This window comes from Citrobacter sp. RHB20-C16 (assembly GCF_013890155.1).
Classification (GTDB): domain Bacteria; phylum Pseudomonadota; class Gammaproteobacteria; order Enterobacterales; family Enterobacteriaceae; genus Citrobacter_A; species Citrobacter_A amalonaticus.
On the sequence record NZ_CP057630.1, the window covers coordinates 4,533,844 to 4,556,537 of the forward strand.

The window sequence follows — 22,694 nt, forward strand, 5'->3', positions numbered from 1 at the left end:
CCTTTTTAATTATTCAGCGCTTCTCAGGGAGATTTCTCCCCCAACCCACGGTTTTATAATACCATCCTGTTCCAGAAGTAATGCGCCCTGCGCATCGATACCTCGTGAAATACCGTATATTTCTTTGTCACCAATTATCAGTTTAACCTGGCGATTGATAAAGTTATCCAGCTTTTCCCAACGGGAAAGATAAGGAGCTAGTCCTTCTTGCTCAAATAACTCCAGCGCGGTACGTAATTCACGAATGAGCCTTGCCGCCAGCGTATTGCGATCGAGCGTAATCCCAGCTTCCTGCAACGTAATCCATCCCTGATTCACCACGCCTTCTTCCACACGGCGCATTGCCATGTTAATGCCAGCGCCGATGACGATCTGCGCAGCATCGCCCGTCTTACCCGTTAACTCAACCAGGATCCCCGCCAGTTTGCGATCCAACAGGTAGAGATCGTTAGGCCACTTCACCCGTACCTTGTCCGCACCCAGATCACGCAGAACCTCAGCCATTACGATACCGATCACCAGGCTTAAGCCGATCGCGGCGGCCGGCCCCTGCTCCAGACGCCAGAACATTGAAAGATAAAGGTTTGCGCCAAAGGGGGAAAACCACTTACGTCCACGACGTCCACGACCTGCCTGTTGGTATTCCGCCACGCAGGCATCGCCAGACTGCAATAGATCGATGCGGTCCAGCAGGTACTGATTGGTGGAATCAATAACCGGCAGCACAGCCACCGTGCCGCGATCCAACTGACTGTAGATGCGGTCAGAATCCAGCAACTGAATCGGCTCCGGTAAACTGTATCCTTTGCCTGGCACGGTAAAGACATCAACTCCCCAGTCACGTAGAGTCTGGATATGTTTATTGATGGCCGCCCGGCTCATCCCCAACTGTTCACCCAGTTGCTCACCGGAATGAAACTCGCCATCGGCCAGTAAGGAGATAAGCATCAGAGGAACGGTATTATCCTTCATGCAATGATCTCCACAGCATTGACTTCGCCACTCTGCCCGATGAAGCGTACTTCAGGCTCCAGCCAGACGTTAAATTTCTCACCGACTTTCGCACGCACCAGGTGCGCGAGATTGACCACATCTTCGCTTGTCGCGTTAGCCGCGTTAATAAGTACAAGCGCCTGTTGACGATGTACGGCTGCCCCTCCGATACCCACGCCTTTCAACTCACATTGGTCAATGAGCCAGCCAGCCGCCAGTTTTACTGAACCATCAGGTTGAGGGTAATGAGGGGCATTCGGAAACTGAGACAGCAGTGCCTCAACCACATCCTTTGCTACGACGGGGTTTTTAAAAAAGCTGCCCGCATTACCGATCACTTTTGGATCGGGCAGTTTTGTTATACGCATACGGCAAACCGAATCAAACACCTGCTGGGGCGTTACCGTGGCCGGATCCAGACGCGTCAGGTCGCCATAGGTCAACACTGGTTGCCATTGCTTAGTCAGACGTAACCCCACCGCAACGATCGCGTAGCGATCCTGGTATTCATGTTTAAAGATACTGTCACGATAGCCAAAGCGACATTCCGCCGCACTCACGCGCCGCGATTTTCCTGTCGCCAGCTCAACACAGTCAACATAATCACACACTCGCTGGAGCTCCACGCCGTAAGCACCAATATTCTGGATCGGTGAAGACCCTACGCAGCCGGGGATCAGCGCCAGGTTTTCCAGCCCCGGCATGCCAAGCTGTAGTGTATGCTGAACCAGATGATGCCAGTTTTCACCCGCACCGACATGCAACAACCACGCGTCTGGTTGCTCTGTTACTTCAATGCCTTTGATACGATTGACGATCACTGTCCCGCGGAAGGCGTCAAGGAACAGGACGTTACTCCCTTCACCCAGTATCAGTACCGGCTGATGCAACGCATTGGCAGATTGCCAGGCGCTAAGTAGTTGTTGTTCATTTTCGGCGCAAACAATCTCATTGGCATTTTGATCGATGCCAAAGGTATTCCAGGATTTAAGGGAGTGATTCATAGAGGCTTTCCTGATGCAAAATCGCGGTTAGTTTACCGCATATGCCGCAGTATGGCTTGTATTATGGCGGGATGACGTTATTCGATAAAATGATCCGACAGGTGACGGACGCAAAAAAGCCCATCCGTCAGGATGGGCTCTTCACTTAATTGATGCCTGGCAGTTCCCTACTCTCGCATGGGGAGACCCCACACTACCATCGGCGCTACGGCGTTTCACTTCTGAGTTCGGCATGGGGTCAGGTGGGACCACCGCGCTACAGCCGCCAGGCAAATTCTGTTAATCTGTATCAAGCTGAGTTGAATGCGTCATCTCTTCGCCGAAACAGCTTCGGCGTTGTAAGGTTAAGCCTCACGGTTCATTAGTACCGGTTAGCTCAACGCATCGCTGCGCTTACACACCCGGCCTATCAACGTCGTCGTCTTCAACGTTCCTTCAGGACCCTTAAAGGGTCAGGGAGAACTCATCTCGGGGCAAGTTTCGTGCTTAGATGCTTTCAGCACTTATCTCTTCCGCATTTAGCTACCGGGCAGTGCCATTGGCATGACAACCCGAACACCAGTGATGCGTCCACTCCGGTCCTCTCGTACTAGGAGCAGCCCCCCTCAATTCTCCAGCGCCCACGGCAGATAGGGACCGAACTGTCTCACGACGTTCTAAACCCAGCTCGCGTACCACTTTAAATGGCGAACAGCCATACCCTTGGGACCTACTTCAGCCCCAGGATGTGATGAGCCGACATCGAGGTGCCAAACACCGCCGTCGATATGAACTCTTGGGCGGTATCAGCCTGTTATCCCCGGAGTACCTTTTATCCGTTGAGCGATGGCCCTTCCATTCAGAACCACCGGATCACTAAGACCTGCTTTCGCACCTGCTCGCGCCGTCACGCTCGCAGTCAAGCTAGCTTATGCCTTTGCACTAACCTCCTGATGTCCGACCAGGATTAGCTAACCTTCGTGCTCCTCCGTTACTCTTTAGGAGGAGACCGCCCCAGTCAAACTACCCACCAGACACTGTCCGCAACCCGGATTACGGGCCCACGTTAGAACACCAGCCATTAAAGGGTGGTATTTCAAGGACGGCTCCACACGAACTGGCGTCCGCGCTTCAAAGCCTCCCACCTATCCTACACATCAAGGACCAGTGTTCAGTGTCAAGCTATAGTAAAGGTTCACGGGGTCTTTCCGTCTTGCCGCGGGTACACTGCATCTTCACAGCGAGTTCAATTTCACTGAGTCTCGGGTGGAGACAGCCTGGCCATCATTACGCCATTCGTGCAGGTCGGAACTTACCCGACAAGGAATTTCGCTACCTTAGGACCGTTATAGTTACGGCCGCCGTTTACCGGGGCTTCGATCAAGAGCTTCTCCTTACGGATAACCCCATCAATTAACCTTCCGGCACCGGGCAGGCGTCACACCGTATACGTCCACTTTCGTGTTTGCACAGTGCTGTGTTTTTAATAAACAGTTGCAGCCAGCTGGTATCTTCGACTGATTTCAGCTCCACGAGTAAATCGCTTCACCTACATATCAGCGTGCCTTCTCCCGAAGTTACGGCACCATTTTGCCTAGTTCCTTCACCCGAGTTCTCTCAAGCGCCTTGGTATTCTCTACCTGACCACCTGTGTCGGTTTGGGGTACGATCTGATGTTACCTGATGCTTAGAGGCTTTTCCTGGAAGCAGGGCATTTGTTGCTTCAGCACCGTAGTGCCTCGTCATCACGCCTCAGTGTTAAAGTGAACCGGATTTACCTGGAACACACACCTACACGCTTAAACCGGGACAACCGTCGCCCGGCCAACATAGCCTTCTCCGTCCCCCCTTCGCAGTAACACCTGGTACAGGAATATTAACCTGTTTCCCATCGACTACGCCTTTCGGCCTCGCCTTAGGGGTCGACTCACCCTGCCCCGATTAACGTTGGACAGGAACCCTTGGTCTTCCGGCGAGCGGGCTTTTCACCCGCTTTATCGTTACTTATGTCAGCATTCGCACTTCTGATACCTCCAGCATGCCTCACAGCACACCTTCACAGGCTTACAGAACGCTCCCCTACCCAACAACACTTAGTGTCGCTGCCGCAGCTTCGGTGCATGGTTTAGCCCCGTTACATCTTCCGCGCAGGCCGACTCGACCAGTGAGCTATTACGCTTTCTTTAAATGATGGCTGCTTCTAAGCCAACATCCTGGCTGTCTGAGCCTTCCCACATCGTTTCCCACTTAACCATGACTTTGGGACCTTAGCTGGCGGTCTGGGTTGTTTCCCTCTTCACGACGGACGTTAGCACCCGCCGTGTGTCTCCCGTGATAACATTCTCCGGTATTCGCAGTTTGCATCGGGTTGGTAAGCCGGGATGGCCCCCTAGCCGAAACAGTGCTCTACCCCCGGAGATGAATTCACGAGGCGCTACCTAAATAGCTTTCGGGGAGAACCAGCTATCTCCCGGTTTGATTGGCCTTTCACCCCCAGCCACAAGTCATCCGCTAATTTTTCAACATTAGTCGGTTCGGTCCTCCAGTTAGTGTTACCCAACCTTCAACCTGCCCATGGCTAGATCACCGGGTTTCGGGTCTATACCCTGCAACTTAACGCCCAGTTAAGACTCGGTTTCCCTTCGGCTCCCCTATTCGGTTAACCTTGCTACAGAATATAAGTCGCTGACCCATTATACAAAAGGTACGCAGTCACCCCATAAAGAGGCTCCCACTGCTTGTACGTACACGGTTTCAGGTTCTTTTTCACTCCCCTCGCCGGGGTTCTTTTCGCCTTTCCCTCACGGTACTGGTTCACTATCGGTCAGTCAGGAGTATTTAGCCTTGGAGGATGGTCCCCCCATATTCAGACAGGATACCACGTGTCCCGCCCTACTCATCGAGCTCACAACACATGCAATTTTGTGTACGGGGCTGTCACCCTGTATCGCCGGCCTTTCCAGACCGTTCCACTACCACACATGCTGATTCAGGCTCTGGGCTGCTCCCCGTTCGCTCGCCGCTACTGGGGGAATCTCGGTTGATTTCTTTTCCTCGGGGTACTTAGATGTTTCAGTTCCCCCGGTTCGCCTCGTTAACCTATGGATTCAGTTAACGATAGTGCAACGAATTGCACTGGGTTTCCCCATTCGGACATCGCCGGCTATAACGGTTCATATCACCTTACCGACGCTTTTCGCAGATTAGCACGTCCTTCATCGCCTCTGACTGCCAGGGCATCCACCGTGTACGCTTAGTCGCTTAACCTCACAACCCGAAGATGTTTCTTTCGATTCATCATCGTGTTGCGAAAATTTGAGAGACTCGAACACACCATTAACAGTGTGTCGTTTCAATTTTCAGCTTGATCCAGATTTTTAAAGAGCAAAACTTCGCAGCGCACCCTTTCAGGTACACTCTGAAGTTTTCTTGATTACGTTCTACAGTATGGTGGAGCTATGCGGGATCGAACCGCAGACCTCCTGCGTGCAAAGCAGGCGCTCTCCCAGCTGAGCTATAGCCCCATACAGTGTAGTCAGAACCTCTGTACCGATAATTTTTCCTGAGACAAGGCGTGGAATGGCGAAGCATACTTAAAGTATGCGAGTCGTTTCACAACGCAGTATTCAGGGAAAATTTGGTAGGCCTGAGTGGACTTGAACCACCGACCTCACCCTTATCAGGGGTGCGCTCTAACCACCTGAGCTACAAGCCTGTAGAGGTTTTACTGCTCGTTTTTCATCAGACAATCTGTGTGGGCACTACAAAGGCAGGTTCTTTAAGGTAAGGAGGTGATCCAACCGCAGGTTCCCCTACGGTTACCTTGTTACGACTTCACCCCAGTCATGAATCACAAAGTGGTAAGCGCCCTCCCGAAGGTTAAGCTACCTACTTCTTTTGCAACCCACTCCCATGGTGTGACGGGCGGTGTGTACAAGGCCCGGGAACGTATTCACCGTGGCATTCTGATCCACGATTACTAGCGATTCCGACTTCATGGAGTCGAGTTGCAGACTCCAATCCGGACTACGACATACTTTATGAGGTCCGCTTGCTCTCGCGAGGTCGCTTCTCTTTGTATATGCCATTGTAGCACGTGTGTAGCCCTGGTCGTAAGGGCCATGATGACTTGACGTCATCCCCACCTTCCTCCAGTTTATCACTGGCAGTCTCCTTTGAGTTCCCGGCCTAACCGCTGGCAACAAAGGATAAGGGTTGCGCTCGTTGCGGGACTTAACCCAACATTTCACAACACGAGCTGACGACAGCCATGCAGCACCTGTCTCACAGTTCCCGAAGGCACCAAGGCATCTCTGCCAAGTTCTGTGGATGTCAAGACCAGGTAAGGTTCTTCGCGTTGCATCGAATTAAACCACATGCTCCACCGCTTGTGCGGGCCCCCGTCAATTCATTTGAGTTTTAACCTTGCGGCCGTACTCCCCAGGCGGTCTATTTAACGCGTTAGCTCCGGAAGCCACACCTCAAGGGCACAACCTCCAAATAGACATCGTTTACGGCGTGGACTACCAGGGTATCTAATCCTGTTTGCTCCCCACGCTTTCGCACCTGAGCGTCAGTCTTCGTCCAGGGGGCCGCCTTCGCCACCGGTATTCCTCCAGATCTCTACGCATTTCACCGCTACACCTGGAATTCTACCCCCCTCTACGAGACTCAAGCCTGCCAGTTTCGAATGCAGTTCCCAGGTTGAGCCCGGGGATTTCACATCCGACTTGACAGACCGCCTGCGTGCGCTTTACGCCCAGTAATTCCGATTAACGCTTGCACCCTCCGTATTACCGCGGCTGCTGGCACGGAGTTAGCCGGTGCTTCTTCTGCGGGTAACGTCAATTGCTGCGGTTATTAACCACAACACCTTCCTCCCCGCTGAAAGTACTTTACAACCCGAAGGCCTTCTTCATACACGCGGCATGGCTGCATCAGGCTTGCGCCCATTGTGCAATATTCCCCACTGCTGCCTCCCGTAGGAGTCTGGACCGTGTCTCAGTTCCAGTGTGGCTGGTCATCCTCTCAGACCAGCTAGGGATCGTCGCCTTGGTGAGCCGTTACCTCACCAACTAGCTAATCCCATCTGGGCACATCCGATGGCAAGAGGCCCGAAGGTCCCCCTCTTTGGTCTTGCGACATTATGCGGTATTAGCTACCGTTTCCAGTAGTTATCCCCCTCCATCGGGCAGTTTCCCAGACATTACTCACCCGTCCGCCACTCGTCAGCAAAGCAGCAAGCTGCTTCCTGTTACCGTTCGACTTGCATGTGTTAGGCCTGCCGCCAGCGTTCAATCTGAGCCATGATCAAACTCTTCAATTTAAGTTTGATGCTCCTAGAATTAAACGTCGTAATGAATTACGTGTTCACTCTTTGAGACTTGGTATTCATTTTTCGTCTTGCGACGTTAAGAATCCATGTCACTCTGAGTGCCCACACAGATTGTCTGATAAATTGTTAAAGAGCAGTGCCGCTTCGCTTTTTCTCAGCGGCGCGGGGTGTGCATAATACGCTTTCCCGCTTCAGAGTCAAGCATTTATTTCGCTTTTCTCTGTCGGTGTTCATCACTGGTTTTCACCGGAGAACCCCGCTGACCCGGCGGCTTGCGTGCCGTTGTTCCGTGTCAGTGGAGGCGCATTATAGGGAGTTATTTCGGGCTGACAAGGGGAAATTTAAAATAATTTTCCGAGTGCGTAATATTTACCCAAAACAGCGTTAAACCGTCAGTTTTTCGAGCGATTCAAAGCCATAGCGCTGCAAAACGGGCAATAATTGCTCAGTTTCTGGCGTCATCGCCATGCAATAGGCAATGTTGGCATCTGCTGATTTCGCATCCGGCGCTTCATGTTCCAGTAGCCAGGCAGTACGTCGTGCAATGGCCGCCCCGGAATCGACCAGTCGCGTTCCTTCAGGCAGAACCTGTAAGAGTTCTTCCTGCAACAGGGGAAAGTGGGTGCAGCCAAGTACCACGGTATCAGGTGGCTCCGGCATCCGCAGCCACGGGCGCAGGATCCGTTGCAGTTCTTCCAGCGGCACGGGCTCGCCGTGCAACTTCGCTTCCGCCAGTTCCACCAGCTCTGCGGACCCCAGCATGGCTATCTGGCACTCATTGGCAAAGCGCGCGATCAGTTCATGCGTATAAGGGCGCTTCACCGTACCGCGCGTGGCCAGAAGCCCGACAACCCCGTTCGCCGTCAGACGCGCCGCCGGTTTGATCGCCGGTACCACGCCCACAACCGGGAAAGCGAACTTCTCACGTAAGGCAGGAAGAGAGACCGTGCTGGCCGTGTTACAGGCGATAACGGCCAGAGAAAGAGGATAACGCTGCTGTACCGCCGTCACGATCTCAACAACGCGCTCAACGATAAATGCCTCGCTCTTCTCCCCATAAGGAAAAGCCACGTTATCGAAAGCATAGATATAGTGGAGATCCGGCAGGAGATGCCGAATCTCATCATAGACCGACAACCCACCGACACCGGAATCAAATACCAGCACGGTGGGGCGTGGATCAGAAGGTGTAGCTGCCAGACAAGGTGTATTCCCGTCCTGCAGTTTGGTAGCCATAAACTGTCTCGTAATCTTTATCGAACAGGTTGGCTATTTTACCACGAACTGTGAGATGTGAGGTGACTGGATATGAAAGTCCGAGGTCCCACACGCTCAGCCCGCCCATTTTCACCTTCCGGGAATTGTCGTAGTCGTAATCGTAACGCTCGCCAATATACTGATAGGTCACATCCCAGCCCAGATCGTAGACCTGTCCGCTGAGCTCGTACTTCACCTGCTGTTTAGCGCGACGATAAAGCGGCTGATCGGTTTCATCATCACGCGGATCAACATACTGCAACGTTAAGCGATGATCGACCGGCCCGGTCGTCAGGTTCCCGGTCCATTCCAGGCCTTTGATGGTCGCGGATTTGACGTTGAAGTAGGTATTGTTGTTGTAGTCGATCAGGTTCTGAATTTTGTAGCGATAGGTCGACAGACGCCAGTCAAGCGGGCCGGTCAGCCCTTCTAATCCGGCTTCCCACTGCTTCGACTCTTCCGGCTTCAGGTTTGGGTTAGAGGCGATCCCAAAACGCTCCGCACCAAACTGTTGCCCCAGTGAAGGCGCAAGGAAGCCCGTGCCATAGGAAAGCGTCACTTTATAGTCATCAACAAACTGCCATCCCGCCGCTGTTTGCCAGGTACCATGCCAGCCGAACTGGTCGTCATGGTCTTCACGGCCCGACGCTTCCAGCGTCACGCTATCAATCTGCTGTTGCCCGGTGAGATAGAGGCCCGTGTTATCACGCTTATAGTTGTCTGTCCCATACTCGCCGAAGGACATCAGCTTTTCTTGTTTCCAGTCGACACCAGCACTGACAGCGCCGTGCCCGACAATAACGTTGTTGCCCCATTGGACGTAGCGCTGTTCCATATCATCAAGGCTATAACCTGTGGCATAGCGCCCATTCAGGCTGCTGTAGTTATAGTCCTTAATTCGCTGGTAGTTAGCGACCAGTTGTGACGAGTAGATTCCAGAATTGAAGCGCAGCCCCGTATCCCACGACTGAGTGTAATTCTGGTGCTCGTCGTTTCCGCCGTCATATCCCCAGTTCCCCTGGTCGTAATCGGCATTACTGGCATAGCCGTAGCCACGAAAGTAACCATCGAATTGATCGTTAAATTTGTGCTCAACGCCACCCCAGAAGAGTTTATTGCGATAACCATCGCGATCGCTGTCGCCGCTATAGCTGGAACGCGGCTGAACGTCGAAGCCTTTGGTGGTCTGATAAGCCCCGGCCGCGGTTACCACGGTATCGCCAAAACGCTGACGGTACGTACCGTCATATTGCTGATAACCTTTTGACCCCACGCCAGCATTAATCTGCGAACGTTCCTCACCCGTCATAGTGATGATGTTCACTACGCCGCCAATCGCGCCAGAGCCATAAATGGCTGAGCGCGGGCCACGGATATACTCAATGCGCTGCACCAGCGACACCGGGATCTGGTCAATATCGGAATTATTCGTAATGCCCGGACGGGCGACCGGAATACCATCGACTAACACCAGAACGTGTTTCGCTTCGGTACCCCGCACAAACAGAGAAGAGCTTTGCCCCATGCCGCCATTCTGGGCGACATCCACGCCTGGCAGGCGGCGCATGACATCCAGAACGGTTCGGGACTGCCAGCGTTCGATATCCTCGCGGGTGACAATATCGGTCGGGGCCAGAACGGTATTAACAGGTTGTTGAAAACGGTTTGCTGTCACGACAAGCGTGTCAGGGGTGGCATCCTGTGCCCAACCCGAAAAAGCCGTGACGGAGAGCGCCGTCAGCAGCGATGTTTTTTTAATCATTGTAAAGCATCCACAATATAAGAAGGATGCCGCAGGTCCCACCGATAGTACGCGATGATGAAAACCAGTTGCGACGTTAGCCGGCAGGTCTTCGGGCTTGGAAGGTTATCCACGGATATAAGAGATGAAGACTTCCCACCCAACAGGCAGTGTCTGCTTACGCTCTCATCTCACCTTTCCTTACCGCTGCGCGTCAGCTCCAGATTTACACTGGATTCCCTATTAACTCACAGGACCGGCACACGGATGCTACAGTTTGTAACATCTTACTGTCCAGCGTGTTTGTTAAATATGAGAGATCATCAATGACTGGACATCTGTTGAGCAATCCCTACAATCCCCGCGTACTTTTATTTTTCAGGATACATCATGACCCCCGAACACCTTCCGACAGAACAGTATGACGCGCAGCTCGCCGAAAAAGTGGTGCGCTTGCAGAGTATGATGGCGCCCTTTTCTGGCCTTGTCCCGGAAGTGTTTCGTTCGCCGGTCAGTCATTACCGTATGCGTGCTGAATTCCGCATCTGGCACGATGGCGATGACCTCTATCACATCATTTTTGACCAACAGAGCAAAAGCCGAATCCGCGTCGACAGCTTCCCTGCGGCGAGTGAACTGATTAACCAGTTGATGACCGCGATGATCGCAGGCGTGCGCGACAACCGCGTGTTGCGCCATAAACTGTTCCAGATTGATTACCTCACCACCATGAGTAATCAGGCAGTGGTTTCGCTGCTGTATCATAAAAAGCTGGACGACGAATGGCGTGAAGCCGCCGAAGCGCTCCGCGACGCCCTGCGTGCGCAGAACCTGAACGTGCATCTGATTGGCCGCGCGACAAAAACCAAAATCGCGCTGGATCAGGACTACCTTGATGAACGTTTGCCAGTTGCGGGCAAAGAAATGATCTATCGCCAGGTTGAGAACAGCTTTACGCAGCCAAATGCGGCCATGAACATTCAGATGCTGGAGTGGGCGCTGGATGTCACTAAAGGCTCGAAAGGCGACCTGCTTGAACTGTACTGCGGTAACGGCAACTTTTCTTTAGCGCTGGCACGCAATTTTGACCGTGTGCTGGCCACCGAAATCGCCAAACCGTCTGTTGCCGCCGCGCAATACAACATTGCGGCGAATCAGATTGATAACGTGCAGATTATCCGCATGGCGGCGGAAGAGTTTACGCAGGCAATGAACGGCGTGCGCGAATTTAACCGCTTGCAGGGTATCGATCTGAAAAGCTATCAGTGCGAAACGATTTTTGTCGATCCGCCCCGCAGCGGTCTGGACAGCGAAACGGAGAAAATGGTGCAGGCATATCCGCGCATTCTGTACATCTCCTGTAATCCGGAGACGCTGTGCAAGAACCTGGAAACGTTAAGCCAGACGCATGACGTATCACGTCTGGCGCTGTTTGATCAGTTCCCGTATACGCACCATATGGAGTGTGGGGTGTTGTTGACGGCGAAGTGAGTGTCATAACCGGATGATGACGCAAAGCGTCTCATCCGGCCTCTCCTCTTTATTCCGACACTTCCTGCTTGCGATTACGCATTTTCACGCCGATCCAGAAGACCAGAATGACCGACAGCACCGCCGGGAAGAAGTTGGAACCGATATCCGGATATTCCGCGCGCACCACGGTGCTGTAAAGCAGAACGCCGAGAATAAAGCAGGCGGCAGCCAGACCCGGTAAACCCACAGGCATGGTGCGATTCAAATAACGTTGATGCAGACAGTACACCGTCAGCACCAACGAGATAATCGGAAATACAGAAAACGGCACGATGGAGCTAAACAGCGCCGCGAATGTGCCATTGATTGACAAGCCAGCGACCAGCGCCAGCAGCAGCGTACCTTTATCCTGAACTGACTGTTTCATTACTCTTCCTTCACGTTACCCGGAATGAGGGGCATCTTCTCTTGTTCACGGCGATACCAGTAATACGCACCTTTCGAAATCATGCGCAGTTGCAGTACCAGTCGCTCTTCTAACTGCCGACGCTGTTCCGCGCCCACGTCCAGCGCTTCGGCACCTGCACTGAAGACAATCGTCACCATCGCTTCGGCTTGCGCTTCAGTAAACGCACGCGGCATATGGTTTTCGATTTCCAGATAGTCCGCAAGTTCCGCGATGAAGTGCTGAATTTCTCGCGCAACGGCAGCACGGAACGCCGCTGAGGTGCCAGAACGTTCACGCAATAATAAACGGAAGGCGTTGGGGTTGTTACCGATGAACTCCATAAATGTGGAGACCGAGGTGCGGATCACACTCCCGCCCTTGGCGATACGCTGACGAGCCTGACGCATCAACTGACGCAACATCAGACCGCTTTCATCAACCATGGTCAGGCCGAGCTCATCAACATCACGGAAATGACGATAAAAGGAGGTTGGCGCAATGCCCGCTTCACGTGCGACTTCACGCAAACTGAGACTGGCGAAGCTACGCTCCGCGCTCAGTTGACTAAATGCGGCTTCTACCAGCGAACGCCGGGTTTTTTCTTTTTGCTGCGCTCTAACGCCCATCACGATGTCTGAATCCTTCCGTATGCCTTGTCCGGCACTATACCAGAGTTCAAAGTTAATCTGTTTGTTCAGCTTTGTGAATGATTGTTTACGCGCAGTTTGTGCTTCGGCTTCGCAAAAAAGCACAACGATAATTGGGTTATCCCGGCAATGATGTTACTATTCTGTTGCTTTTATGTATAAGAACAGGTAAGCCTTACCATGCCACATTCCTACGATTACGATGCCATAGTTATAGGTTCCGGCCCCGGCGGCGAAGGCGCTGCAATGGGTCTGGTTAAGCAAGGAGCTCGTGTTGCCGTTATCGAGCGTTATCACAACGTTGGCGGCGGTTGCACCCACTGGGGCACCATCCCGTCAAAAGCGCTCCGCCACGCAGTCAGTCGTATTATCGAATTCAATCAGAACCCCCTTTATAGCGATCATTCCCGCCTGCTTCGTTCCTCATTCGCCGATATTCTCAACCATGCCGACAACGTGATTAATCAGCAAACACGGATGCGGCAGGGTTTTTATGAGCGTAACCACTGCGAGATCTTGCAGGGTAACGCCCATTTTGTTGACGAACACACGCTGGCGCTGGAATGTCATGACGGTACGGTTGAAACCCTGACAGCAGAGAAATTTGTCATTGCCTGCGGATCGCGCCCTTATCATCCGGCAGACGTGGATTTCTCGCACCCGCGCATTTATGACAGCGATTCGATCCTCAGTCTGCACCACGAACCGCGCCATGTGATTATTTATGGCGCCGGGGTGATTGGCTGCGAATATGCGTCGATCTTCCGCGGAATGGAGGTCAAAGTTGATCTCATCAACACCCGCGACCGTCTGCTGGCGTTCCTCGATCAAGAGATGTCCGACTCCCTCTCTTACCACTTCTGGAACAGCGGCGTCGTCATTCGCCACAATGAAGAGTATGAGAAAATCGAAGGCTGCGACGATGGCGTGATCATGCACCTGAAGTCCGGTAAGAAACTGAAGGCCGACTGCCTGTTGTATGCCAATGGTCGTACCGGCAACACCGATTCTCTGGCGTTACAGAATATCGGTCTGGAAACCGACAGCCGTGGTCAGCTCAAGGTCAACAGCATGTACCAAACCGCGCTGCCGCACGTTTACGCGGTGGGTGATGTGATCGGTTACCCGAGCCTGGCGTCCGCAGCATACGACCAGGGACGCATTGCCGCCCAGGCGCTGGTGAAAGGGGAAGCGAACGCGCACCTGATCGAAGATATCCCGACCGGCATTTACACCATCCCGGAGATCAGTTCCGTGGGCAAAACCGAACAGCAACTGACGGCGATGAAAGTGCCTTACGAAGTGGGCCGCGCTCAGTTTAAACACCTGGCGCGCGCGCAAATCGTTGGCATGAACGTAGGTACGCTGAAGATTTTGTTCCATCGGGAAACGAAAGAGATTCTGGGGATTCACTGCTTTGGTGAACGCGCAGCCGAGATTATTCACATCGGTCAGGCGATTATGGAGCAGAAAGGTGGTGGTAACACGATTGAGTACTTCGTTAACACCACCTTTAACTACCCGACGATGGCGGAAGCCTATCGGGTAGCGGCGCTAAATGGCTTAAACCGCCTTTTTTAACGCCTTGTCGAAATGGCCATCCATCGCACCGCGGATGGCCTCTGCCAGTTGCTCATAGCGACTACGCAGCGGTGATCCTGGACGATACACCAGCCCCACCGTACGACGCGGCTCAGGCTTAATGCAGGGCAGATATACCACGCCATCACGTTTGCGTTCTTGCGGAACCGCCAGCGCAGGCAGCAGGGTAATACCGCTTCCTGCCGCTACCATGTTACGCAGCGTTTCCAGACTGGTCGCACGGAAGTGGGTGTCTTCGTCAGCACCGGCTTCAAAGCAGAATCCCATCGCCTGATCGCGTAGACAGTGACCGTCCTCCAGCATCAGCAGTTTTTCGCCTGCCAGATCGGACATCGGCACGCATTCGCGATTCGCCCACGGGTGATCTTCGTAGATCGCCAGCAGCATCGGCTCGTCGAACAACGGCACTTCAATAAAGGCCTCACTTTCTTTCACCAGCGCCAGGATCACGCAGTCAAGCTTGCCGCTATCCAGTTGCGCCAGCAGCTGATGGGTCTGCGCTTCATGCAGATACATTTCCAGCTTCGGGAAAGTCTGGTGCAACATCGGGATAATATGCGGCAGCAGGTAAGGACCGACAGTGGGAATCAAACCAATGTGCAGCGGACCTGACATGGTTTCGCCCTGTTGGCTTGCCATCTCCTTGAGCACTTTGACCTCACGCAGCACGGTACGCGCCTGATCCACCAGCAGTAAACCCGCCTGGGTGAACAGCACTTTACGACTCGTACGCTCCAGCAGCATCACGCCCAGCTCATCTTCCAGCTTGCGGATTTGTCCGCTCAGCGTTGGCTGACTAACGTGACAGGAGTCCGCCGCGCGCCGGAAGTGGCGATGTTCGGCTAATGCCACCAGGTATTCAAGATCACGAATATTCATTATTCATCCTCCATCGCCACGATAGTTCATGGCGATAGGTAGCATAGCAACGAACGATTATCCCTATCAAGCTTTCTGTCTGATAATCCATCACAGAAACGGAGCAGTCTCGTTTAACCCTTGAAGCCACTGCCCGTTCAGAGAGTCTCTCTCTACCCAAATAACGAAAGCCAACGTGAACTTTTGCGGACCCCGTGGTCCGCATTTTTTTTGCGTAAAAAAGCCAGGCATCGTGCCTGGCCGGAATGAAGTTAATCAGCGTTATATTGCACTCAATGCATCCGCAACGCGTTTGAATTGCGCAAACCGGCTACGCAGTATGTTGTGCTTTACGGCATTCGGCTCAAGTCTGATCACCGACGGCAGAGTGGCGTTAATCGCCTGTGCGAATCCTGCATAATCCCCCACGCCAACGGCCGCACACATCGCCGCCGCCCGGCACCCGGACTGCTCGACATCGACAATTTCAAGCGGCAGATTGCTGGCATCGCAAAACATCTGCATCCAGATGCGCGAGTGCGTTGGCCCGCCGGTAAAACGAATCGCCTGGGTTGCGCCGTTGAGTTGCAGCATCCGGTCCTGATGCAGTAAATGCGAGAACACAATGCCCTGATAGATGGCGTAAACCATGTCTGACGCCTCGTGATGCCCTGCCAGCCCGAAAAAGCCGCCGCTTAATGAGTCGCAATAGTTTGAGCCGTACAGCCACGGGAAAAACAGAATGCTGTCTGGCTTCTGATACCCCTGCTCCACCCACCGGTTAAGCGTATCGTGATCGTTCGCCAACGCCGGGAAAAAATGGTTGATAAACCAGGTCAGATTACTGGCGGAAGTGGGGCTGCCTTCATGCGCAAAATACTGCCCAGGAACACTGAATTTCCCCCACACATAGGGGTAATCCGCCGGAACAATGCGATCGAAGACCCGGGTAGCGATAGACCAGGTGCCCGCTACCGCACTGAGGTGCGAGCTGTCATGCACACCGGAGGTGATGGCTGCGCCAACCACATCAAAAACCCCGCCGAACACGGGTGTACCTGCCTTCAACCCGCATAACGTAGCGGCATCGGCGGTCACATAGCCAGCGAGATCGGCAGAACCTATCACCCCCGGCGTGCAGTGCACCATCTCCTCAATGCCAAACAGGGCGAACAGCGCGGGATCGAACTCATTACGCTGCTGATTAAACAACTGGCTCCCGGAGATATTGGTCTCTTCACAGGCAAGGTTATCCGTCAGGCAGTAACGAATATAATCGTGCGCCATCAGGATGTGGCCCGTCCGCGCGTAGTTCTCCGGCTCATGCTGTTTCAGCCAGGCCAGCAGCGCTGCCGGATGAGAAGGCCATAGCTGTTGCAAACTGAGCGGGTACGCCTGGCGATCGACACCCTGCGCCTTCCAGCTTGCCACCAGCGGTTGCGCCCGTGAATCTGAAGAGACGATGCCATTACGGACGGGTTTGCCCGACTTATCGACCAGGTAAAGTCCTTTACCGTGTGCAGAAAAGCCAATCCCGCGGATCTGTTCCGCCGCAATATGGCTCTCGGCCAGCGCGCGCTGAATCACGAGACATGTGGTGGCCCAGAGCGCGTTCATATCGCGCTCACAACACCCCACCTGTGGGCTCAGCAGCGGCAAGGTTTGGGCCGCAACGGTGACTTCTCTACCTTCGGCGGTATAAATCCCCGCTTTGGTGACTGTGCCGCCCAAATCAATGCCGATAAAGTAATGGCTCATCGTTATCTCCTTAACCTGCCATGAGCGGCCGTTCGTCATACCACCCAGCTGCCTGCATCTTGCTCTCTATCCACTGGCGCGCATGGATAATTTCTAACAACGGCTCGGCGGACTTTTCCGTCCACATCTCAATCAGGAAGGTTCCCCGATAGTTAAGGCGGCGTAGCGTTTTGAACAGCTTGATAAAGTCCACACACCCTTCGCCAAAGGGCACATCGCGGAATTGCCCGGGCGAATCCGGCGTCACCGGGAATGTGTCTTTGAGATGGATCGCGGCAATACGGTCGATGCCTTTCGCCAGTTCGCTCTCCAGTTCGTTACCCCAGGCAGTTAAGTTGCCGACGTCCGGGTAAACGGTGAACCACGGCGAGTTAATTTTTTCATCCAGCACTTTCCATTTACTGATGGAATTGATGAAAGGCGTATCCATGATTTCCACGGCACACATCACCTGCGCAGCTGCAGCCTGCTCCGCGGCCCAGGCCATCGCATCTTCGAACCAGGCGATAGTCTCTTCATTCTGTGGCTCATAATAAACGTCATAACCGGCAAGCTGGATGGTCCGTATCCCTAAATCCTGCGCTAGCCGCAGCGCTTTTTGCATGATGGCGCGCGCCTGCTGGCGAGTCTGGCTATCGTGGCTGCCGAACGGGAAGCGGCGATGGGCGGATAAGCACATCGTTGGAATGCGCACCCCGGTTTTCTGGATCGCGCTGATGATTTCCATGCGCTCCGCGAGAGACCAGTCGAGGCGTGCCAGCCGCTCTTCGCTCTCATCCACCGACATTTCGACAAAATCGAAACCGCAGGATTTTGCCAGTGCCAGTTTTTCTACCCAACTGGTGTTTCCGGGTAGCGCCTTTTCATAAATACCTAACGGGTGGCTACGCATTATCTTCCCTCACGAGTGGCCAGTTGTTGTAACGCTTTTCGGCTGTGATTCATGGCGCGCTGTGCCTGCCATTTTTGCTTAAAGAATTTAAACGCCAGCGCTGCTATCAGCGTGATACCCCAGACCGCCAGATTGAAATGCAGGCTGAGGCCTAACAGGCTCAGGCCGGTGGCGATCACCTGCAGCACCAGCAAGGCGCAAAAGACGTGGCTGACTTTGCCTGAGCCGCCGAAGGGATCGGTGCCGCCCAGCACAATCGCCAGTACCGTCAGCAGCAGATAAGAATCGCCATAGCCCATACGGGCGGAGTTAAAACGGGCCAGCATAATCAACCCGGCCAGCACACACAGCAGGCTGGAAATCGCATAAATCGCCATTAACACACGGTGGGTGCGAATGCCGCTAAACCAGGTCGCATTGATGTTGCTGCCGCACATATAGATGATTTTCCCGGTACGGGTTTTGCCGAGGAACAGCGCCAGACCCAGGGTAGCGACGATAAAAATCACCATCGGCACCGGAATGCCAAAGATCACTTCCGACCCGATACTGCGCACCACCGGTGGCATACCGCTTAGCGCCGCGCCTTTAGTCAGGTAAACGCCGATGCCGCTGATAATGGTCATGCTGCCCAGCGTCACCAGAATCGGGTGCGCGCCAACGCGGGAAATAATGGTCCCGGTGAGCGCGCCGATCGCCATGGCGATCGCCATCGCACCCAGCAGCGCCAGAAACAGCCACCACAGTTGCATACCGGTAGACGCGTCAGCCGGCACATACTGGATCAGCAGCCAGGCCATAAACAGGCTGGTCAAATTCGCGGTACCGATAATCGCCAGATTCAGACCGCCGCTCAGCATCGGGACAAACATCGCGAAGGTCAGTAGCCCCAGTTCCGGTAGCTGAAAAGCGATGCTCAGAAAAGTGTTGTCGGTAAAAAAACGCCCTGGCATCGCCAGACTGAACGCCGCCACGGCGAAGAAACAGATCGCCAGCAACCCTGAGCTGGTGCCATCAAGCGGTAAAAATGCCTGCTTTTTCATTTCAAGCCCCCTGTCAGACGAATCCAACGTCCGTTTCTTTACGTTTTTTGTAGTGGGTGACGCAGATAGCCGAGACAATCACCACGCCGATGACGATATTCACGAAGTAGCTGGAGACGCCGATCAGGTTAAGACCGTTTTTGAGGATGCCGATCAGAAAGACCCCCATTAGCGTGCCGATCACCGAACCGCGCCCGCCGGACAAACTGGCTCCGCCCAGCACGGCGGCAGCCAACACATCGAGTTCGCCGCCCACCAGCGCGTTAGGCACCACTTCACTCATGCGGTAGGCCTGTAGCATTCCGCCAATGGCGGCGGCGGCGCCAAGATACCCGTAGGCAAACAGATAAATCAGCGATACCCGGATACCGATACGTCGTGCCGACTCGGTACTGCCGCCCACCGCATACAGCTGGCGGCCAATATGGGTTTTGTTCATCAGCATCCAGGTGAAACAGGCCATCGCCAACATCACCACCAGCGGCAGCCCGACCTGGTAGGTTTCTCCTTCAAAACCAAAGCTAAACAGCGATCGCTGGGTGATCCACCAGTCCGGCAGGTCATAGATGCTGTGGCCGTTGGTCAGCCACATCAGCATGCCGAACAATAGCGACTGCATACTGATGGTGATGATGATGGAAACCACATTGAGGTAATAAATCAGGATCGCGTTGATCAGGCCAAATATCACACCCAGCGCGATAGCAAACCCCAGGCACAGCAGCGGGCTGGTCATGGTGCCGCTGAGCAACAGGGACGCCACCACGTACTGAACCACCGACGCCACGGCGGCGAAGGAAATATCAATCCCCCCGGTAACCAGCACCACAAACAAGCCGAGGGCGAATATCCCCGTCACCGCGTAGCTTTCGGTGAGATCGAGCAGGTTCTGGATTGACAGGAACTCATTACTCATCAGCGAAAAAAACGCCAGCATCAGGACGATGACCCAGCCCAGCCAGCCTTCCACCGACCGTGGAAACCGGAGCGACAATACATTAGCCATTAATCACCTCCGCCAGCTGCTGCTCGGTATAGTCCGCAGGCAACAGCTCGTTAATAATTTTCCCGCGCTGCATATGGAAAATACGATCGCAGTTGTAATACGCCTCTGGCGCTTCATCGGTAATCAGCAGCACGGAAATACCGACGCCGGAAAGGCGGTGGATAAGCTGATAAATACTGTCTTTCGCGCCAATATCGACGCCGACGGTCGGCGCATCGAGGATCAAGACTTTGGGGCGGGTTAAAATCCATTTTGCCAACACCACTTTTTGTTGGTTGCCGCCGGACAGCGTCGAGAGCGGGTTATCGGGATTGGCGACTTTAATATCCAGATCCTGGATCCACTCCTGAACGAGGGTAGCTTGCCGTTTTTCGTCAATAACATGCCACGGCGTTTTTAACCGGTTAAGGATCGATAGCACCATATTGTCGCTGACCGACTGCGGGAGCACCGCGCCCAGCGTCAGGCGGTCTTCAGAGACATAGGCAATGCCCAGTTTCGCGGCCTGCGTATTGTCTTTGATGGTGACTTTTTTCCCTTCCAGATAAATCTCTCCGCTATCCGGATGGGTAATGCCAAAAAGACTTAACGCCAGCTCTGTTCGCCCTGAGCCTAACAATCCGCACAGTCCCAGCACTTCACCCTGGTGAAGCTTCAGTGAAATATCCTCGAACTGCCCTTTCCGACTGAGCTTATTCAGTTCCAGCACCACTTTTCCTTCCACGCTGTTCGGCAGCTTTTTCTGATGGACAATCGTTCTGCCGGTCATCAGTTCGGTAATACGCGACGGGGTTAGTAAATTCGCCGCCCAGGTGCCAATGATTTCGCCATCGCGGATCACAGTAATACGGTCGGAAATCTCTTTCACTTCATCCAGACGATGGCTGACAAACACCACGGTGATATTTTTATCGCGCAGATAATTGACCGTGCGCAGCAGCTGGTTAACTTCAGTGCGCGTCAGCGACGCCGTAGGCTCATCCATAATCACCAGCCGGGCATCGGCCACCAGCGCGCGGCAAATCGCCACCTGCTGGCGCTGGGCAATCGGTAAATGCTGAACCTGCGCGTCCGGATCGAGGGAGAAATGTAATTCGTGGATAATTTTTAGCGCCAGCGCTTTAAGACGGGCTTTGCGGTGCCAGCCAAAATAGCCCTTGAGATTTTCTTCAAAGGCGATATTTTCCGCGACCGTGAGGTTCGGGAATAACGACAGATCCTGATAAATAACCTGAATGCCTAACTCACGGGCTTTATCCGGCGAGAGTCTTGACCAGGATTTATCATCAATAATAATTTCGCTACCGGCATCCGGGATATACACACCGCACAGGGTTTTTATCAGCGTGCTTTTACCACAGCCGTTCGCTCCGGCCAGACAGTGGACTTCGCCTTTATTTAACGTGAGATCAATATTCTTTAATGCCCGATGACCGCCAAAACTTTTGCTTAGCGACTTAAACGTCACCAACGGTTCACCGGCATTTCGTTCTGCAATATGCGGCATCATGCTGTTCCTGAAAACGACCAAAGGATTTCCGGGCCGGCTGGCGGCCCGGTGATGCGACCTGAAACTACAAACCTAACTTCACTAAACGCCGGGTATTTTCAACATCGAGCTTTTCAGGGTTATCGCTCAGGATGGTGTTGTTCTGGACTTTGATTTCGCCCATATCGCCGATTTTGACGCCGTCTTTAATCGGTTCGCCGTTCATCATCGCCGTGGCGACCTGAACGAAAACTTTACCGGCGATCATCGGGTTAGAAATGTAGCCGCCGTCAATCGCGCCTTTCTCCAGCAATTTAATGCCCTGACCCGGAGTGAAGGTGCCGAACACGCAAATCGCATCGTTTTTCTTACGCTTATCAATCGCGCGGCCTGCGCCAATCGGGCCCTGAGAACCGAACGACATAATGCCTTTGAGATCTTTGTATTTGGACATCAGGTCATTCGCAGTGCGCATGGAATCGTCCACCGATTCCGCCACGCCAAAGCGATCTTCCACCAGGGTCATTTTCGGGTAGTGTTCTTTTTGATAAGCAATCGCGGCATTGGCCCAGTCATTCACCAGCGGTACCGTCAGGCTGCCGACAAACATGGCGTATTTGCCCTCTTCCCCCATGCACTTCGCCATATCTTTCATATGATTGGCGCCCATGGTTTGGGTGTTCAGCAGCTCAAAATCCCAGTCAGCATTAGCCTGATCAGGTGATTCATGGGTAATCACTTTGATACCGGCTTCCTGGGCACGTTTAAGTACCGGCTCCAGCACTTTCGCATCGTTCGGCACCACGCCAATCACATCGACTTTCTTAGCGATTAAATCTTCAATGGCCCGCACCTGCTCGGCCGGGTCTGCCGTCGTTGGGCCAACCTGCCAGGCATTAACGCCGAGCGCCTTGCCCTCTTCTTTAATCCCTTGTTCCATCACGTTGAACCAGGGAATCCCGCCGACTTTCACAACCACGCCCATGGTAAAAGGCTTGTTGGCTTTTTGCGGCGCCGTGGATTGTTCAGCCCACGCGGCGGTTGATGACAATGCAACAGTAATCAGGCAGGGTAAGAGTAATTTTTTCATCGTAATTTCCTTAAGAAATAGCTTCAGACGCCAGGAATACCCAATAAAAATTGGCCTGACTTTTTATTTATTTCGACTT

At 53.5% G+C, this 22,694-nt stretch carries 15 protein-coding genes, 2 tRNA genes, 3 rRNA genes and 1 riboswitch; of the genes, 2 read left to right on the forward strand and 18 right to left on the reverse strand.

Annotated elements, in window-relative coordinates:
- Nucleotides 1–9: 9 nt before the first annotated feature.
- From birA to btuB, 9 genes are all read right to left on the reverse strand, one after another.
- Nucleotides 10–972, reverse strand: coding sequence for a bifunctional biotin--[acetyl-CoA-carboxylase] ligase/biotin operon repressor BirA (gene birA / locus HVX64_RS21680; RefSeq protein ID WP_042998966.1), 963 nt, complete (start codon nucleotides 970–972; stop codon nucleotides 10–12).
- Entirely contained in the window at nucleotides 969–1,997 is a 1,029-nt protein-coding gene (gene murB, locus HVX64_RS21685) for a UDP-N-acetylmuramate dehydrogenase (RefSeq protein WP_042998965.1), read from the reverse strand. Before murB ends, birA begins: the two co-directional genes overlap by 4 nt.
- A gap of 154 nt (nucleotides 1,998–2,151) precedes the next feature.
- A 5S ribosomal RNA gene (gene rrf, locus HVX64_RS21690) occupies nucleotides 2,152–2,267 on the reverse strand.
- Nucleotides 2,268–2,337: 70 nt separating this feature from the next.
- Nucleotides 2,338–5,243 (reverse strand): 23S ribosomal RNA (locus tag HVX64_RS21695).
- Between the two features lie 181 nt (nucleotides 5,244–5,424).
- Nucleotides 5,425–5,500, reverse strand: a tRNA-Ala gene (locus HVX64_RS21700).
- Nucleotides 5,501–5,614: 114 nt separating this feature from the next.
- Nucleotides 5,615–5,691 (reverse strand) — tRNA-Ile (locus tag HVX64_RS21705).
- A 69-nt stretch (nucleotides 5,692–5,760) separates the two neighbouring features.
- A 16S ribosomal RNA gene (locus HVX64_RS21710) occupies nucleotides 5,761–7,302 on the reverse strand.
- Together the 16S, 23S and 5S rRNA genes with 2 tRNA genes alongside form the textbook arrangement of a ribosomal RNA operon.
- 393 nt (nucleotides 7,303–7,695) lie before the next feature.
- A complete protein-coding gene (murI, locus tag HVX64_RS21715; RefSeq protein WP_042998964.1) occupies nucleotides 7,696–8,547 on the reverse strand; it encodes a glutamate racemase in 852 nt (283 codons plus the stop codon).
- Nucleotides 8,492–10,330: a TonB-dependent vitamin B12 receptor BtuB gene (gene btuB, locus HVX64_RS21720; protein ID WP_042998963.1), complete on the reverse strand. Its 1,839-nt coding sequence runs from the start codon at nucleotides 10,328–10,330 to the stop codon at nucleotides 8,492–8,494. The genes murI and btuB overlap by 56 nt, the downstream gene beginning before the upstream one ends.
- Nucleotides 10,331–10,394: 64 nt before the next feature.
- Nucleotides 10,395–10,585, reverse strand: a riboswitch (cobalamin riboswitch).
- 114 nt (nucleotides 10,586–10,699) lie between these two features.
- Between btuB and trmA the strand changes: the two genes are divergently transcribed.
- Nucleotides 10,700–11,800 (forward strand): tRNA (uridine(54)-C5)-methyltransferase TrmA, encoded by a 1,101-nt coding sequence (gene trmA, locus HVX64_RS21725; protein ID WP_044257505.1) that lies wholly within the window; start codon nucleotides 10,700–10,702, stop codon nucleotides 11,798–11,800.
- A 49-nt stretch (nucleotides 11,801–11,849) separates the two neighbouring features.
- Here trmA and HVX64_RS21730 read toward each other — a convergent pair whose 3' ends face one another.
- Both HVX64_RS21730 and fabR read right to left on the reverse strand, forming a co-directional pair.
- On the reverse strand, nucleotides 11,850–12,209 hold the full coding sequence (locus tag HVX64_RS21730; protein ID WP_042998961.1) for a YijD family membrane protein: 360 nt from the start codon (nucleotides 12,207–12,209) through the stop codon (nucleotides 11,850–11,852).
- Nucleotides 12,209–12,859, reverse strand: a complete 651-nt coding sequence (gene fabR, locus HVX64_RS21735) for an HTH-type transcriptional repressor FabR (RefSeq protein ID WP_043001797.1) — start codon at nucleotides 12,857–12,859, stop codon at nucleotides 12,209–12,211. The genes HVX64_RS21730 and fabR overlap by 1 nt, the downstream gene beginning before the upstream one ends.
- A 198-nt stretch (nucleotides 12,860–13,057) precedes the next feature.
- On the opposite strand from fabR, the gene sthA reads away from it, so the two are divergent.
- On the forward strand, nucleotides 13,058–14,458 hold the full coding sequence (sthA, locus tag HVX64_RS21740; protein ID WP_042325654.1) for a Si-specific NAD(P)(+) transhydrogenase: 1,401 nt from the start codon (nucleotides 13,058–13,060) through the stop codon (nucleotides 14,456–14,458).
- Here the strand turns inward: sthA and oxyR are convergent.
- The 7 genes from oxyR to HVX64_RS21775 all read right to left on the reverse strand — a co-directional run bounded on the left by oxyR (nucleotide 14,441) and on the right by HVX64_RS21775 (nucleotide 22,615).
- Nucleotides 14,441–15,358 (reverse strand): DNA-binding transcriptional regulator OxyR, encoded by a 918-nt coding sequence (gene oxyR, locus HVX64_RS21745; protein WP_042998960.1) that lies wholly within the window; start codon nucleotides 15,356–15,358, stop codon nucleotides 14,441–14,443. The genes sthA and oxyR overlap by 18 nt on opposite strands.
- Before the next feature lie 261 nt (nucleotides 15,359–15,619).
- Complete coding sequence (locus HVX64_RS21750) at nucleotides 15,620–17,095, reverse strand: FGGY-family carbohydrate kinase (RefSeq protein ID WP_044257503.1); 1,476 nt, start codon at nucleotides 17,093–17,095, stop codon at nucleotides 15,620–15,622.
- A 10-nt stretch (nucleotides 17,096–17,105) separates the two neighbouring features.
- Nucleotides 17,106–17,987: an L-ribulose-5-phosphate 3-epimerase gene (locus HVX64_RS21755; protein WP_042998958.1), complete on the reverse strand. Its 882-nt coding sequence runs from the start codon at nucleotides 17,985–17,987 to the stop codon at nucleotides 17,106–17,108.
- Nucleotides 17,987–19,030 (reverse strand): ABC transporter permease, encoded by a 1,044-nt coding sequence (locus HVX64_RS21760; RefSeq protein WP_042998957.1) that lies wholly within the window; start codon nucleotides 19,028–19,030, stop codon nucleotides 17,987–17,989. Before HVX64_RS21760 ends, HVX64_RS21755 begins: the two co-directional genes overlap by 1 nt.
- A gap of 13 nt (nucleotides 19,031–19,043) precedes the next feature.
- Nucleotides 19,044–20,036 carry an ABC transporter permease gene (locus HVX64_RS21765; RefSeq protein ID WP_042998956.1) on the reverse strand — a complete coding sequence of 331 codons (993 nt, stop codon included), beginning with the start codon at nucleotides 20,034–20,036 and terminating at the stop codon, nucleotides 19,044–19,046.
- Nucleotides 20,029–21,543, reverse strand: coding sequence for a sugar ABC transporter ATP-binding protein (locus HVX64_RS21770; protein ID WP_086512779.1), 1,515 nt, complete (start codon nucleotides 21,541–21,543; stop codon nucleotides 20,029–20,031). Before HVX64_RS21770 ends, HVX64_RS21765 begins: the two co-directional genes overlap by 8 nt.
- A 67-nt stretch (nucleotides 21,544–21,610) precedes the next feature.
- Nucleotides 21,611–22,615, reverse strand: a complete 1,005-nt coding sequence (locus tag HVX64_RS21775) for a substrate-binding domain-containing protein (protein ID WP_042998953.1) — start codon at nucleotides 22,613–22,615, stop codon at nucleotides 21,611–21,613.
- Nucleotides 22,616–22,694: the final 79 nt, after the last annotated feature.

What these genes read in the sequence shown, in the direction of transcription:
- birA (WP_042998966.1), bottom strand. Translation starts at nt 972, where the DNA reads ATGAAGGATAATACCGTTCCTCTGATGCTTATCTCCTTACTGGCCGAT.
- murB (WP_042998965.1), bottom strand. Translation starts at nt 1,997, where the DNA reads ATGAATCACTCCCTTAAATCCTGGAATACCTTTGGCATCGATCAAAAT.
- murI (WP_042998964.1), bottom strand. Translation starts at nt 8,547, where the DNA reads ATGGCTACCAAACTGCAGGACGGGAATACACCTTGTCTGGCAGCTACA.
- btuB (WP_042998963.1), bottom strand. Translation starts at nt 10,330, where the DNA reads ATGATTAAAAAAACATCGCTGCTGACGGCGCTCTCCGTCACGGCTTTT.
- trmA (WP_044257505.1), top strand. Translation starts at nt 10,700, where the DNA reads ATGACCCCCGAACACCTTCCGACAGAACAGTATGACGCGCAGCTCGCC.
- HVX64_RS21730 (WP_042998961.1), bottom strand. Translation starts at nt 12,209, where the DNA reads ATGAAACAGTCAGTTCAGGATAAAGGTACGCTGCTGCTGGCGCTGGTC.
- sthA (WP_042325654.1), top strand. Translation starts at nt 13,058, where the DNA reads ATGCCACATTCCTACGATTACGATGCCATAGTTATAGGTTCCGGCCCC.
- oxyR (WP_042998960.1), bottom strand. Translation starts at nt 15,358, where the DNA reads ATGAATATTCGTGATCTTGAATACCTGGTGGCATTAGCCGAACATCGC.
- HVX64_RS21750 (WP_044257503.1), bottom strand. Translation starts at nt 17,095, where the DNA reads ATGAGCCATTACTTTATCGGCATTGATTTGGGCGGCACAGTCACCAAA.
- HVX64_RS21755 (WP_042998958.1), bottom strand. Translation starts at nt 17,987, where the DNA reads ATGCGTAGCCACCCGTTAGGTATTTATGAAAAGGCGCTACCCGGAAAC.
- HVX64_RS21760 (WP_042998957.1), bottom strand. Translation starts at nt 19,030, where the DNA reads ATGAAAAAGCAGGCATTTTTACCGCTTGATGGCACCAGCTCAGGGTTG.
- HVX64_RS21765 (WP_042998956.1), bottom strand. Translation starts at nt 20,036, where the DNA reads ATGGCTAATGTATTGTCGCTCCGGTTTCCACGGTCGGTGGAAGGCTGG.
- HVX64_RS21770 (WP_086512779.1), bottom strand. Translation starts at nt 21,543, where the DNA reads ATGCCGCATATTGCAGAACGAAATGCCGGTGAACCGTTGGTGACGTTT.
- HVX64_RS21775 (WP_042998953.1), bottom strand. Translation starts at nt 22,615, where the DNA reads ATGAAAAAATTACTCTTACCCTGCCTGATTACTGTTGCATTGTCATCA.